Genomic DNA, 13888 nt, shown 5'->3' with positions numbered 1-13888 from the left:
AGAACACGTTCTAGTGAGACTTCGGGGGTGACCCAGGACACACCCACCGCCCCGCCGTCCGACCTGAAGATGCAGCGCAGCAGCCGGGACGCGAGCACGGTGCCCGGCCTGCTGGAGGCCTGGCTCGCGGAGGTGCTCCCGGCCGGAGCCGAGCCGCAGGTGGTGCTGCACTCGGGCATCGACGCCAATGGGATGAGCTCGGAGACCCTCGTGCTCGATGCCACGTGGACCGAGGACGGCGAGCGCACCACCCGTCCGTTCGTCGCGCGGGTCGCGCCGTCGGAAGCCGACTTCCCGGTGTTCCCGCGCTACGACCTGCAGGCCCAGTACGACGCGATGCGGCTCGTCGGCGAGCTCAGCGACGTGCCCGTTCCGCGGGTCAGTCTGATGGAGCCGACCGGCGACGTTCTCGGCACGCCCTTCTTCCTGATGGACCGCATCGACGGCGTGATCCCGCCCGACGTCCTGCCCTACAACTTCGGCGACAGCTGGCTCTTCGACGCCGCACCCGAGCAGCAGCGCCGACTCCAGGACTCCACGGTCGCCGCCATCGTCGGCCTCCATGCCATCGATGACGCCGCCGCACGGTTCCCGTTCCTCGACCCCGCCGCGCACGGGCTCACCGGCGGCGACCTGCTCCAGCGCAACATCGCCCGCGTGCGCGAGTGGTACGAGTTCGCCGCGGCCGACATCGGCCGGTCGCCGCTCGTGGAGCGCGCCTTCGCCTGGCTCGAGGCGAACGTGCCGACCGCCCACGACGAGGACGCCGTCCTGTGCTGGGGCGACTCCCGGATCGGCAACGTCATCTACCGCGACTTCGAGCCGGTCGCCGTCCTGGACTGGGAGGTGGCGCTGCTCGGCCCCCGAGAACTCGACCTGTCGTGGATGCTGTTCGCCCACCAGGTGTTCGAGACCATCGCCGGAGTGATGGGCCTCCCGGGCATGCCCGACTTCCTGCGCGAGGAGGACGTCGTCGCGACGTACCGCGAGCTCAGCGGCGTCGAACTCGGCGACCTGACCTGGTACCACGTCTTCAACGGCCTGCAGTGGTGCATCGTCTTCATGCGCACGGGCGCTCGCCAGATCCACTTCGGAGAGATCGAGCGTCCCGACGACGTCGAGTCCCTCTTCCACTGCAAGCCGCTCGTCGAGCGGATCCTCGAGCAGGCGGGAGCCTGAGATGACCCACGGTGCCGGCGGCCTCTCCGCCCTCGACGAGTACCCGATCCATCAGACGGCGCAGCCCGTCGCGTGGCCCGCGAGCAGCGACCGCAACTTCTACGACCGGTGCTATCTCAACGCACACGATCGCAGCGGCGAGATCTTCGTCATCACCGGGATGGGCTACTACCCGAACCTCGGCACCAAGGACGCCTTCTTCTTCGTCGCGCGCCCGGGCAAGGACGGCGCGCCCGGCACGCACACCGCCCTGCACCTCTCCGATCTCGCCGACACCGACCGTCTCAACCAGCACGTCGGCCCGTACCGCATCGAGATCATCGAGCCCCTGCAGAAACTGCGGGTGGTGCTGGAGGAGACCGAGGGCATCTCGGCCGACCTGACGTGGGAGGGCTCGTTCCCGGTGCTGCAGGAGATGCCGCACGTGCTCCGCACCGGCGCGCGGGTCACCCTCGACGCGCAGCGCTTCGCCCAGGTGGGCACCTGGAGCGGCCACGTCGTCGTCGACGGCGAGCGCATCGAGGTGACGCCGGACCGCTGGGTCGGCACGCGCGACCGGTCATGGGGCATCCGACCCGTGGGCGAGGCCGAGCCTGCCGGCGCGCCCGCCAACCCGCCGTTCGACGGCATGTGGTGGCTCTACGTGCCGATGCGGTTCGACGACTTCGCCGTCGTGGTGATCATGCAGGAGGATCCCGACGGCTACCGGTCGCTCAACGACTGCCACCGGATCTGGCCCGACGGCCGCATCGAGCAGCTGGGCTGGCCGCAGGTCGCCATCCACTACGAGTCGGGCACACGGATGCCGTCGGGTGCCACTCTGCGGACCACGACGGCCGACGGGCGGACATTGGAGATGGAGGTCTCCTCGCTCCTGGCCGCGCCGCTGAACGTGGGTGCGGGCTACGGCGGCGACCCTGACTGGAGCCACGGTCTCTGGAAGAGCGAGAAGTTCGCCGAGCGGGTGACCTACGACCTCGCCGATCCCGCTGTCGCCGGTCGGGTGATGTTCGCCTGCGTCGACCACGTCGGTCGCGCGGTGCTCACCGAGGACGGCGCGACGCACGAGGGCTGGGGACTCTTCGAGCACTTCTGCCTGGGCCGCCATGACGCGAGCGGCTTCGGCGACTGGTTCGCCACCGCCCCGTGAGCCCCGCTCGGTGGTGACGAGCCGCGAGGAGCGAGCGGCGTCACGACACCACCCCATGCACACCGACCACAGCGATCCACGAGCAAGGAACAGGTACCCATGACCCTCGACCGCGACAGCTTCTATCTCGACGGCGGGTGGGCCGCGCCCGCGTCCGCCCAGATGCTGGAGGTGATCTCGCCCCACACCGAGGAGGTCATCGCGCGCGTGCCCGAGGGCACGCCGGCCGACATCGACGCCGCCGTCGCGGCGGCGCGGCAGGCCTTCGACCAGGGCCCGTGGCCGCGGATGTCGCCGGCGGAGCGGATCGACGTCGTGGCGGCGTTCTCCGGCCTCTATGCGGCGCGGATGGGTGAGATGGCCGACCTCATCTCGGCGGAGATGGGCTCGCCCACCTCGTTCGCGAACCTCGCCCAGGTGCCGGCGCCGTGGATGCAGATCGAGTCGTTCCTCGCGATCGCCCGCGAGTTCCCGTGGGAGGCCGAGCGTCCGGGTGCGCTGGGAGCGCCGGTGCTGGTGCGACACGAGCCCGTCGGCGTGGTCGCCGCGATCCCGCCGTGGAACGTGCCGCAGTTCACGATCATGTCCAAGGTTGTCCCGGCGCTGCTCGCTGGCTGCACGGTCGTGGTCAAGCCTGCCCCGGAGACGCCACTGGACGCCTACCTGATGGCCGAGCTGCTCGACGAGGCCGGTGTTCCGGCAGGCGTGGTGAACTTCGTCGCGGGTGGCCGCGAGACGGGCGAGCACCTGGTCGCGCACCCCGGCATCGACAAGGTCGCCTTCACCGGCTCGACCGCCGCGGGCCGCAAGATCGGCGCCGTGTGCGGCGAGCAGCTCAAGCGCTGCAGCCTGGAGCTGGGCGGGAAGTCCGCCGCGATCGTGCTGGACGACGCCGATCTCGCCGTCACCGCCGAGGGCGTGAAGTTCCTCGGCGTGATGAACTCCGGTCAGGCCTGTGTCGCCCAGACCCGGATCCTCGCCCCGCGCTCGCGCTACGAGGAGGTCGTGGAGGCCATCGGCTCGGCGATCGGCTCGATGGTCGTGGGCGACCCGATGGACCCGGCGAGCGAGATCGGCCCGATGGTCGCGCGACGTCAGCAGGAGCGTGTGCAGGGCTACATCGAGATCGGCCAGGCGGAGGGCGCCCGCGTCGTCACCGGCGGCACCGGCATGCCCGCGGGGCTCGACCGTGGGTGGTACGTCAAGCCGACGGTCTTCGCCGACGTCGACAACCGCATGCGGATCGCGCAGGAGGAGATCTTCGGTCCCGTGCTCTCGATCATCGGCTACGACGGGGTCGAGGACGCCGTCCGGATCGCCAACGACTCCGAGTACGGGCTCGCCGGCACCGTGTGGACCCAGGACAAGGAGGCCGGCCTTGCCGTGGCCCGCCAGATCCGTACCGGCACCTACGGCATCAACACCTACACGATGGACTTCGCCGCTCCCTTCGGCGGCTTCAAGGCATCGGGGCTGGGACGTGAGTTCGGGCCCGAGGGCCTGGCCCAGTACACGGAGGCCAAGTCGATCTACCTGGAGTCGCCCCCGATGTGACCCGTCACCTCCAGTGATCCCGCCCGATCGCTGGAGGAATAGGTGGTCGGGGGTCGCGACGTTGAGACTGACGTCGCCCCTCGACCTGAAAGCTGCACGTGACCGCCACCGCCGCCACTGACTCGTCCTCGGACTCGACCTCCGACGGCTCCGCCCCGACTCGCTCGCAGGCGGCTCGCCCCGCGGGCCACTACCGGCTGGCCGTCCTCGCGCTCGCGATGGGTGGCTTCACGATCGGCACGACCGAGTTCGTCACGATGGGGCTGATCCGCGAGATCGCCGCCGGCGTGGATGCCTCGATCCCCAGCGCCGGGCACCTGATCTCCGCGTACGCACTCGGCGTCGTCGTCGGCGCGCCGGTGCTCGCGTTCTTCGGCGCCAGGTGGCCCCGGCGGGCGCTCCTGGTGGCGCTGATGCTCGCCTACGGGCTCTTCAACGCCCTCAGCGCGGTCGCAGCCGGCTTCGAGATGCTCTTCGTCGCGCGTTTCCTCGACGGTCTGCCGCACGGTGCCTACTTCGGGGTCGCCTCGCTCGTGGCCACCCAGCTCGCGCCGGCCGGTCGGGCAGGACGTGCCGTGGCGAGCGTGATGCTGGGCCTCTCGGTGGCCAACGTGATCGGCGTACCCGCCGCCACCTGGATGGGTCAGCACCTCGGCTGGCGCTCGGCGTACTGGTCGGTCAGCCTGCTCGCCCTGCTCACCGTCGCCCTCGTGCTCGCCGTCGTCCCCTCGGTGCCGGCGCTCGCCGGGGCCAGTGGACGGCGTGAGCTGGCGGCCTTCGGCAAGGCCCAGGTGTGGTTGACGCTGCTGGCGGGGGCGATCGGGTTCGGTGGGCTCTTCGCCGTGTTCTCCTACATCGCGCCGACCGTGACCCGGGTCGGCGACCTCGGCGACGGCGCCGTACCGGTGTTCCTGCTCGTGCTGGGTCTCGGCATGGTCGCGGGCACCTGGCTCGCGGGACCGCTCGCCGACTGGTCGGTCATGCACTCGCTGTTCGTCGGCAGCGTCGGTCTCGGCCTCGCGCTCGTCGCCTTCTGGCTCCTCGCGCCGACCGGATGGGGCGCGCTGCCCGCGGCGTTCGCGATCACCTCGCTCGGCTCGGTCCTGGTGGTCAACCTGCAGCTGCGGCTGATGGACGTCGCCGGGGAGGCGCAGACGCTGGGAGCCGCGATGAACCACGCCTCGCTCAACGTCGCGAACGCGCTCGGCGCCTGGATCGGCGGCATCGTGATCGCGGCGGGCCACGGCTACCGGGCACCGGCGTTGGCCGGCGTCGCACTCTCGATCGCCGGAGTGCTCGTGCTCGTCTGGTCGGCGCTGCTCCAGCGTCGCCAGGACGCGCTCAGCAGGCTGGTTCAGCCGGGCGGACGGACCGCCGAGAACCGATAGGTGTCGGCGACACCGAGGGGCTCGACCTCGACGGACTCGAATCCGAGGGCGACGAGCTCGCGCGCCAGCTCCTCGGGCGCGACCATCCGCACGCGCGATCGGGTCACCCGGTGTACCAGTCGCGCTCGCGGCGAGTCGGGCAGGTCGTAGCCGACCAGTCGTCCGCCCGGTCGAAGCACGCGTGCCGCGTCGGCCACGACGTCCTCCCAGGTGATGGTGTGGTGCAGCATCAGCCAGCTGCAGACGGTGTCGAAGGAGCCGTCGCCGTAGGGCAGACGCGCTCCGTCCACCTCGGCCGCCTCGGCGCGCCCGGCCTGCGACGCCAGCTCGCGTCGCGCCAGCCGCACCATGGCCGGATCGACGTCGGTGGCTACGTAGCGGTCGATCCCCGGTCGCTGAGCGAGGACCTCGGCGGCCATCGCGCCGCTCCCGCACCCGATCTCGAGGACCTGCGGCCCGACCTCGCCGCCGTCCAGCACGCGCGGCACGACGAAGCGTCGGGCGACCGACCGCCACAGCCGGGTGCGGCAGAAGAGCGACTCGAACTCCGACATCTGGACCATGGGCCGAGTCTCGCAGCGCGGCGCCGTCACCGTGGCGGTCGGGCTGACTCCCACTCAGTCCGCAGGACGTCGTAGATCGCGACGTCGGCGGGGCCGGTGCGCAGCACCGTGCCGAGCCGCTCGCCGCCCGTGCTCGTCATCCCGACGCGCTCGAGCACGGCCCGCGAGGCGCCGTTCTCGACGGCGGCGACGCCGCGGACGCGCTCGACCCCCAGTTCCTCGAACGCCCACCCGACGGCGGCCCGCGCCGCGGCGCTGACGACGCCGCGTCCGCGCGCACGGGGGTGGGCCCAGTAGCCGATCTCGCAGTCCCGATCGGTGATGTCGAACAGGTTGACCGCCGCGAGCAGGTCGTCGCCGGCCGGATCGACGACCGCCCAGGTGACCTTGGTGCCAGCGGCCTGCCCCTCGCTGTTCGCCTCGAACCACGCGTAGGCGTTCTCCGCCGTGTACGGCGTCGGCATCGTGCCCAACCAGTGCTGGGTCCGCTCGTCGGAGCATGCCTCGACCACGCGGACGACGTCTGGCTCGCGCAGTGGCCGCAGGCGGACGCCGTCGGTCTCCAGGACCGGTGCGCGGAGCCATCTCTGGCGGGGCTCACGCGTCTCGTGTGACTGCAACGTGCCGATCCAGCCGTCGACGAGCTCGCCGCGGTGAGGGTGGGTGCCGCGCAGAACGCCGTCGAAGGAGAACCCGACACGCCAGGCGAGGTGGCGCGAGGCCCAGTTGCCCGCCGCCGCCTTCCAGGTCACGACGGTGAGGCCCTGGTCGGCGAACCCCCACTCCAGGAGCAGCCGGAGGGCGCGCTCGGCGGCGCCGGTTCCCCGGATCGCCGGATGGGTGCCGTAGCCGATCTCGGCCCGGCCCTGGCCGCGATCGCGCAGGGCGAGGCTGCCGCCGAACAGGCCGTCCACCTCGATGGCGAAGATCCACTCCTCCCCGCTGACCCACATCTGCGGGGCGACGTCGCGGGTGAAGACGATCGCGTCCTCGGGTGCGTACGGCGAGGGCACCTGCGTCCAGCGCACCGAGTCCGGGTCGACGCACTGCTCGTGCACGCGCGGAGCGTCGGTCTCGCGGATCGCTCGCAGCGTCACGACGCCGTCGGTGAGGGTGGGGACCGTCGGGGATGGACTCACCCCTCCACCGTGCCACGCCTGCCGGGCTGACGTCCTCCCGGTTTCGGGCGGCCTCATCGCTGGTCGTTTCCGGGAGGGCGGTGCGCCAGTGAGGGTTGCGCGGGCCGCAGCCGGAGAGCGGTGACCTACTGAGGTTTGCGGGCGGCCGCGGCCGGCGAGCGGTGACCTACTGAGGATTCGCCGACCGGGAAGCCTCAGTAGGTCACCGCCGCCCGGGCCGCAACTCTCAGTAGGTCACCGCCGCCCGGGCTGGACGTCGGCGGACGCCCGCCGACCTGGTCGATGCCGACCCGAGCGAGCGCGGACGGGCGCGCGATCAGTGCACGGCGGAGTCGTGCCAGAGCGGCCAGATGTCGGAGGTCAGCTCGTCGCTGCGGTGCCACAACGCCAGGTAGAGCTGCGACGCCGTGCCGGTGAGGACGGCGTCCGCGGCGGCCGCCTCGTCGGGCGAGACCCGGGTGGTGACCGGCGCCTGCGCGGTGATGTGCACCGTCCAGCCGTGGTCGACGTCGGTCGCGACCATCCCGAGGGTCACCGGCGATGTGGCCCGCAGGCGCGACTTCTCTCGTGGGACGAACCCGCACAGCAGTTCGTCGACGCCGTCGAGTGCGAGGTCGGAACCGATCCAGGTCTCCTCGGCTCGGGGAGGGCGCCCGAGGGTCGCAGCCAGCGCGTCGACGGCGTGGATGGTGGTCTCGTGGCATTGCCGCCGCGTCCAGAATTGCTTGGCAGGAGGCGCCTCGAGCAGGAACACCGGCGCCTCGACGTCGTCCGCTGCCGCGACGAGCGTCGTCACCAGGTCGATCGCGCCGTCGCGCAGCCACTCGATCGGGTCGGCGCTGCTGCGGCCCTGCTTCTCCAGGGGTGCCCACTCCAGGTCCGTGCCGAGCAGCGCGCCGTGGGCCCACCGGTGCACCGCACCCTGGTGGCCGATCAGGCGCCGCACGGTCCACTCCGGGCAGGTCGGCACCTCGACGTCGAGACCCGCGCGCGCCGCGTCACGCGCGAAGTGGGTCATGGCCTCGTGCAGGCCGGTGAGATGCCGGGCGGGCGGCAGCGGGGTAACCACGTCGAGATCATCCCAGCCGGTGCGGAAGAATGCCGACCATGCCTGCCACCACCGAGCCCGAGGTCGTGGTCCCGCCCGCCTCGACGGGTGCCCGCCCCCGGGTCCTCTCCGGCATCCAGCCGACCGCCGACAGCTTCCACTTCGGCAACTACCTCGGTGCACTGCGGCAGTGGGTGGACCTCCAGCGCGACTACCAGCCGTTCTTCTTCATCGCCGACCAGCACGCGATCACCGTCGAGCACGACCCGAAGGTGCTGCGGGAGCGCACCCTGCGCGCCGCGGCGCAGCTGATCGCGATGGGCATCGATCCGGCGCGCTCGGCGATCTTCGTGCAGAGTCACGTGCCCGAGCACAGCCAGCTCTCCTGGGTCCTGCAGTGCCTGACCGGGTTCGGTGAGGCGCGTCGGATGACCCAGTTCAAGGACAAGTCCGCCAAGCAGGGCGAGGGCGCCGCGTCGGTCGGCCTCTTCACCTATCCGATCCTCCAGGCGGCCGACATCCTGCTCTACCGCCCGCACTACGTGCCGGTCGGCGAGGACCAGCGTCAGCACCTGGAGCTGACGCGCGACCTCGCCCAGCGGTTCAACCACCGGTTCAAGAAGACGTTCCGGCTGCCCGAGCCCTACATCCTCAAGGCCACGGGCCGGATCGCTGACCTGCAGGACCCGACGTCGAAGATGTCGAAGTCGAACTCCTCGCCCGGCGGCATCATCGAGATGCTGGACGATCCGAAGGTCTCGGCGAAGAAGGTCCGCTCGGCCGTCACCGACTCCGAGTCCGACATCCGCTTCGACCCCGACGCCAAGCCGGGCGTCTCCAACCTGCTCACGATCTACTCCGCGCTGACAGGCGTCGCACCGACGACGATCGCCGACGACTATGCGGGCAAGGGTTACGGCGACCTCAAGAAGGATCTCGCCGACGTCGTGGTCGACTTCGTGACGCCGTTCCGCGACCGCACCCTGGAGCTCCTCGACGATCAGGAGCAGCTGCTCTCCGTACTGGCCGACGGCGCCGCCCAGGCCCGCGAGGTCGCCACGGCGACGCTGCGCGACGTCTACCAGCGCGTCGGGTTCGTCGCGCCGCCGGCGCTCTGACCTCGGCCGGCTCCGTCACGGCCCCCGGCCCCTGATGATTTCCCGCCTGCACCACTAGGCTCGGCCGCATGCTCACCATCGGGGTCGCCGTCGCCATCCCCGAACCCTGGGCCACCCAGCTGCAGGACTACCGCACCGCGTTGGGCGACGCGACCGCGACGATGATCCCCACCCACATCACGCTGGTGCCGCCCACCGAGGTGCGTGACGACCTCGCCGAGATCGAGGCGCACCTGGCCGCCGCCGCCGCGATGCACCCGCCGTTCTCGGTGCACCTGCGCGGCACCGGTACGTTCCGCCCAGTCTCGCCGGTGGTGTTCGTCGGCCTGGCTCGAGGTATCAGCGAGTGCGAGCAGCTGGCCGACGTCGTGCGCACCGGCCCGCTCGCCGTCGAGCTGGACTTCCCCTACCACCCGCACGTGACGATCGCCCACCACCTGGACGACGACGCGCTCGACCGGGCCTTCGGCGAGCTGGCCGGGTTCGAGTGCGCCTTCGACGTGAACACCTTCCATCTCTACGTCCACGACGAGCACAAGGGATGGCGTCCCACCCGAGAGTTCGGTTTGGGGCCGACCGCCGGGGGCAACTGAGGCGCCATGGCAGGTCTTCGCTCTCGACTCCAGTCCCTGCGCGAGCGCCACCCCGCGCTCGACCATGTATTCAGCATGAACGAGCGCTTCGGCACGGCGCAGGGCAGTCAGCAGGCCGGTGCGGTCACCTACTTCGCCTTCTTGTCGTTCTTCCCGATCCTGGCGCTGGCGTTCTTCGTCGTCGGCTACATCTCGACGATCTGGCCCGACGCGAACGACTCCCTGGTCTCGGCGATCGACTCCGTGCTGCCGGGTGTGGTGGGGGAGCGGGAGACCCAGCTCTCCCTCGACGACGTCCGCTCGTTCTCCGGATTCGCGGGCCTGATCGGTCTGATCGGCGTCCTCTACTCCGGCCTGGGGTGGGTCTCGGCGCTTCGTGAGGCGCTCACGGTGATGTTCGACCTGCCGCCGACCGAGCAGCCGTCGTGGATCGTCGGCAAGCTCCGCGATCTCGCCGCCCTCGCCCTGATCGGCGTAGTCCTCCTGGTCACGGTGGCCGTGGCCGGGTTCGTCGGAGGATTCTCCGCAGACATCGTCGACTGGCTCGGCTTCGGCTCCGAGCTGGGCTGGGTCGTGAAGGTGCTGGTGCTGCTGGTCGGGCTCGCCGCGAACGTCGTGCTCTTCTTCGCGGTCTTCAAGCTGCTCACCGAGCCGGATCTACCGCGTCGGTCGCTGTGGCAGGGCGCCGTCCTCGGTGCGATCGGGTTCGAGGTCCTCAAGCAGTTCTCGGGTCTGCTGCTCTCCTCGACCAAGGGACAGCCCGCCTTCCAGGCTTTCGGGATCGCGCTGATCCTGCTGGTCTGGATCAACTACTTCTCCCGCCTCGTGCTCTATGCCGCCGCCTGGGCCTACACCACGCCGGAGGCGCGGGCCCATCGCCAGGAGCATCCCCGCGAGCCCGTGCACGGGCCGTCGCTCCCACCGGCGGGGAACGGGGCGGGGCCGACGGCGCCGATCGAGGACGCGCTCGACCAGCCCGGCGCCGGGCCGCGATGGATCCGACCGTTCGCGGCCGGCGCGGGCGCGATGCTCGCGCTGGTCGGCGTCGTGCGCCGGGTCCCTCGGCGTCGGTGACCCCGCGGAGCCATCGAGCCGCGACCCACCGGCGACAATGACCGCGTGAGGTTCGAGAGGAAGCACGCCGTCCTGTTGTTGGCCGTCGCCGTGTGGAACGTGGTGTCGTTCGGCAACTTCGCCGCGAATCTGTTCAGCGCCTACGAGGCCGGCGAGGACCGCGCCACCGGGTACTGGGTCGCGCACGCGGTCCTGATCGTGGTCAACATGGCGATCGCAGCGGCACTGGGCTCCGTGGGTTGGAAGGCGCTTCGCGCCTCCCGCGCTGGGGAGCCCGCACAGGACTGACACGCGCCGCGGCTGTGCCGATCCCGGCGTGGGGAGGGTGCTGGACGTCGGTGCGGCGAGGCAGGATGGTCCGGTGACCAACCACGACTCCTCCGAGTCCCCCGGGGGCGAGCGGCCCGAGCCGAGCCTCCACCCGCGTCCTGGTGACGGCACCGCAGAGGGTCACGTGGAGGTCGACGTCTCCGAGCCCGAGCGTCGACGACGGCTCCTCGACCGGCTCCGCGAGGAACGGCACCGTGAGGAGCGCGAGCGCGAGGAGCGTCTGACGGCGCGTGTCGCGGCGCAGTGGGCCCTGCTGCGCGAGGAGCGCGAGCGGCGCGGAGAGGTCCGACCGGTCGAGGGCGGGCGCTCGAACTTCAGCCGCGCCCAGGTGCCGTGGGGGCTCGACCTCGCCGCGGCCTGGGCATGGCGGTTCATCGTGATCGCCGTCGCCGGCCTCGCGATCTTCTGGGTCGTGGGCTACCTCTCGGTCATCACCTTCCCGATCGCGATCGCGCTGCTGCTCGCCGCCTTGGCCAGCCCGCTGGTGCGGCTCCTCGGTGTGGTCGGCATCCCGCGCGGCCTCGGGGCGATCGTCGTCGTGCTGGGCATGCTGGGCAGCGTCGGGCTCCTGCTCACGTTCGCCGGCCAGCAGGTGGCCAGCGGCGCCGACGACCTGGCCGATTCCACCGTCCAGGGCCTGGGGCAGATCCGCCAATGGCTCAAGGACGGGCCGCTCAACGCCAGCGACTCCCAGATCCAGGGCTACATCGAGGACGCCCAGCAGGCCATCCGCGACCGCACCAGCGACACCGACTGGTTCACCCAGGCCACCGCCCTCGGCGGCACGCTCGGTCACGTCTTCGCCGGCTTCTTCATCGTGCTCTTCTCGCTCTACTTCTTCCTCGCCGACGGCGAGCGCATCTGGGCGTGGCTGGTGCGCCTGGCCCCACGGGCGGCACGCGAACGGGTCGACAGCTCGGGTCGGGTGGCCTGGATCAGCCTGACCCAGTTCGTCCGGGCGACGGTGATCGTCGCCGCGGTCGACGCGATCGGGATCATGATCGGCGCCGCGATCCTCCAGGTCCCGTTCGTCCTGGCGATCGGCGTGCTCGTCTTCCTCGGCGCGTTCGTGCCGATGGTCGGTGCCACCGTGGCCGGCGCCGTCGCCGTGCTGGTGGCGCTCGTGGATCAGGGTCCGGTCACAGCCCTGATCATGTTCGCGGTGGTGATCGGTGTGCAGCAGTTGGAGGGCCACGTGCTCCAGCCCTTCCTGATGGGGCGCTGGGTCTCGGTTCACCCGCTCGGCGTGATCCTGGCGATCGCGGGCGGCATCCTGGTCGGCGGCATCGCTGGCGCTCTCGTCGCCGTGCCGCTCGCCGCCGCCGCCAACGCCGTGGTCCAGCACCTGGCCTCCTTCACCGACGTCGGCGACGATCCGGTCGACGAGTTGGACGAGGACTATCGCGAGACCGGGGCGGTTCCTCCGTCGTCGGACTCGCTCCGCGAGTCGGAGGCGGGCACCCAGCCCGAGCTCTGAGCCCATGGCCGACCCGCAGTTCGACGCACCAGGCTCCGCCTCCACCGAGGAGGTCACGGCGCACGAGATCGCCTCCGCCCGGGAGCTGCTGCGCGGACTCGCCGTCGTGACGCCGATGGAGGAGTCGCGGTGGCTCTCCACGGTCGTCGGCGCCCCGGTCCACCTCAAGTGCGAGAACCTGCAACGCACAGGCTCGTTCAAGGCGCGCGGCGCCTTCGTGCGGATGTCTCGACTCAGTGGTGAGGAGCGCGACTGGGGAGTCGTGGCCGCCTCGGCAGGCAACCACGCCCAGGGGGTCGCGCTGGCAGCCCAGCAACTCGGCGTCCGGGCCACCGTCTTCATGCCGGAAGGTGCTCCGATCCCGAAGGAGAAGGCGACGCGCGGCTACGGCGCCGACGTCGTGTTCGCCGGCACCACCCTGGAGGGAGCGCTGGGGGCCGCACGTGCCTTCGCCGAGGAGACGGGAGCGGTCTTCATCCACCCCTTCGACCACGTCGACATCGTCGCGGGGCAGGGCACGCTCGGGCTCGAGGTGCTCGACGAGGTGCCCGACGTCGCGACGGTCGTCGTGCCGACCGGGGGAGGCGGCCTGCTCGCCGGCGTCGCGATCGCGGTGAAGGCGCTACGCCCCGACGTCCGCGTGGTGGGGGTGCAGGCCGCCGGTGCCGCAGCGTTCCCCGACTCCCTCGCGCAAGGTCGACCGGTGCCGCTGCAGACCATGCGCACGATGGCCGACGGCATCGCCGTCGGTCTGCCCGGGGACCTGACCTTCGCCGCCGTCCGCGACCACGTCGACGACGTCCTCACGGTCTCGGAGGAGTCGCTCTCTCGTGCGCTCCTCGCCCTGCTGGAACGCGCGAAGGTCGTCGTGGAGCCGGCCGGTGCGGCCGCCGTCGCCGCGCTGCTCGACGCCCCCGGCGACTTCACCGGTCCGGTCGTGGCGGTGCTCTCGGGCGGCAACATCGACCCGGTGCTGCTCGGCAAGGTCATCCAGCACGGCATGGCCGCGGCCGGCCGGTTCCTCGACGTCCGGGTGACCATCCCCGACCTGCCGGGTGGGTTGGCGCGCCTGCTCGGGGAGGTCGGCGAGTGCGGTGCGAACGTGCTCGAGGTGACCCACGAACGCATCTCCCCGACGCTCAACCTCGCGGAGGTCGACGTGCATCTGCAGCTGGAGACCCGAGGCGAGGACCACGCCGCCTCGGTGATCGCCCGGCTGCACCGGGCGGGCTATCGGGTCGAGTCGCGGTAGCGAGCCGTGGCCGCCCACCCGGG

The 13888-nt window shown here is 71.3% G+C and carries 13 protein-coding genes; 10 read left to right on the top strand and 3 right to left on the bottom strand.

What is annotated here, in order from left to right; all coding sequences use genetic code 11:
- Positions 1–27: 27 nt before the first annotated feature.
- From KSO97_RS11430 to KSO97_RS11415, 4 genes are all read left to right on the top strand, one after another.
- The gene (locus KSO97_RS11430; RefSeq protein ID WP_232678965.1) at positions 28–1179 is read left to right on the top strand and encodes a phosphotransferase family protein; all 1152 of its coding nucleotides are present in this window, start codon (positions 28–30) and stop codon (positions 1177–1179) included.
- A 1-nt stretch (position 1180) separates the two neighbouring features.
- On the top strand, positions 1181–2329 hold the full coding sequence (locus KSO97_RS11425; RefSeq protein ID WP_232678964.1) for a hypothetical protein: 1149 nt from the start codon (positions 1181–1183) through the stop codon (positions 2327–2329).
- Between the two features lie 99 nt (positions 2330–2428).
- Complete coding sequence (locus KSO97_RS11420) at positions 2429–3883, top strand: aldehyde dehydrogenase (RefSeq protein ID WP_232678962.1); 1455 nt, start codon at positions 2429–2431, stop codon at positions 3881–3883.
- 98 nt (positions 3884–3981) lie between these two features.
- The gene (locus KSO97_RS11415; RefSeq protein WP_232678960.1) at positions 3982–5271 is read left to right on the top strand and encodes an MFS transporter; all 1290 of its coding nucleotides are present in this window, start codon (positions 3982–3984) and stop codon (positions 5269–5271) included.
- Here the strand turns inward: KSO97_RS11415 and KSO97_RS11410 are convergent.
- From KSO97_RS11410 to KSO97_RS11400, 3 genes are all read right to left on the bottom strand, one after another.
- Positions 5238–5834, bottom strand: a complete 597-nt coding sequence (locus KSO97_RS11410; protein ID WP_232678959.1) for a class I SAM-dependent methyltransferase — start codon at positions 5832–5834, stop codon at positions 5238–5240. The two genes, KSO97_RS11415 and KSO97_RS11410, sit on opposite strands and share 34 nt — an antisense overlap.
- A gap of 26 nt (positions 5835–5860) precedes the next feature.
- Positions 5861–6973 carry a GNAT family N-acetyltransferase gene (locus KSO97_RS11405; RefSeq protein ID WP_232678957.1) on the bottom strand — a complete coding sequence of 371 codons (1113 nt, stop codon included), beginning with the start codon at positions 6971–6973 and terminating at the stop codon, positions 5861–5863.
- 316 nt (positions 6974–7289) lie between these two features.
- Positions 7290–8042, bottom strand: coding sequence for a maleylpyruvate isomerase family mycothiol-dependent enzyme (locus KSO97_RS11400; protein ID WP_232678955.1), 753 nt, complete (start codon positions 8040–8042; stop codon positions 7290–7292).
- Positions 8043–8080: 38 nt separating this feature from the next.
- On the opposite strand from KSO97_RS11400, the gene trpS reads away from it, so the two are divergent.
- From trpS to ilvA, 6 genes are all read left to right on the top strand, one after another.
- Entirely contained in the window at positions 8081–9139 is a 1059-nt protein-coding gene (gene trpS / locus KSO97_RS11395; protein WP_232678953.1) for a tryptophan--tRNA ligase, read from the top strand.
- 68 nt (positions 9140–9207) lie between these two features.
- Positions 9208–9732, top strand: a complete 525-nt coding sequence (locus KSO97_RS11390) for a 2'-5' RNA ligase family protein (protein WP_232678950.1) — start codon at positions 9208–9210, stop codon at positions 9730–9732.
- A 6-nt stretch (positions 9733–9738) separates the two neighbouring features.
- A complete protein-coding gene (locus KSO97_RS11385; RefSeq protein ID WP_232678948.1) occupies positions 9739–10806 on the top strand; it encodes a YihY/virulence factor BrkB family protein in 1068 nt (355 codons plus the stop codon).
- Between the two features lie 45 nt (positions 10807–10851).
- Positions 10852–11094, top strand: a complete 243-nt coding sequence (locus tag KSO97_RS11380; RefSeq protein WP_232678946.1) for an SCO4848 family membrane protein — start codon at positions 10852–10854, stop codon at positions 11092–11094.
- A 73-nt stretch (positions 11095–11167) separates the two neighbouring features.
- Entirely contained in the window at positions 11168–12613 is a 1446-nt protein-coding gene (locus KSO97_RS11375) for an AI-2E family transporter (protein WP_232678945.1), read from the top strand.
- A 4-nt stretch (positions 12614–12617) separates the two neighbouring features.
- Entirely contained in the window at positions 12618–13865 is a 1248-nt protein-coding gene (ilvA, locus tag KSO97_RS11370) for a threonine ammonia-lyase (protein ID WP_232678943.1), read from the top strand.
- The last annotated feature ends 23 nt before the right edge of the window (positions 13866–13888 follow it).

This window comes from Nocardioides sp. R-C-SC26 (genome assembly GCF_021246465.1).
Classification (GTDB): domain Bacteria; phylum Actinomycetota; class Actinomycetes; order Propionibacteriales; family Nocardioidaceae; genus Nocardioides.
Note: the sequence above shows the minus strand (reverse complement) of the source record. Positions and strands in the feature narration are given on the sequence as shown.

What these genes read in the sequence shown, in the direction of transcription:
- trpS (WP_232678953.1), top strand. Translation starts at nt 8,081, where the DNA reads ATGCCTGCCACCACCGAGCCCGAGGTCGTGGTCCCGCCCGCCTCGACG.
- KSO97_RS11385 (WP_232678948.1), top strand. Translation starts at nt 9,739, where the DNA reads ATGGCAGGTCTTCGCTCTCGACTCCAGTCCCTGCGCGAGCGCCACCCC.
- KSO97_RS11390 (WP_232678950.1), top strand. Translation starts at nt 9,208, where the DNA reads ATGCTCACCATCGGGGTCGCCGTCGCCATCCCCGAACCCTGGGCCACC.
- KSO97_RS11425 (WP_232678964.1), top strand. Translation starts at nt 1,181, where the DNA reads ATGACCCACGGTGCCGGCGGCCTCTCCGCCCTCGACGAGTACCCGATC.
- KSO97_RS11420 (WP_232678962.1), top strand. Translation starts at nt 2,429, where the DNA reads ATGACCCTCGACCGCGACAGCTTCTATCTCGACGGCGGGTGGGCCGCG.
- ilvA (WP_232678943.1), top strand. Translation starts at nt 12,618, where the DNA reads ATGGCCGACCCGCAGTTCGACGCACCAGGCTCCGCCTCCACCGAGGAG.
- KSO97_RS11410 (WP_232678959.1), bottom strand. Translation starts at nt 5,834, where the DNA reads ATGGTCCAGATGTCGGAGTTCGAGTCGCTCTTCTGCCGCACCCGGCTG.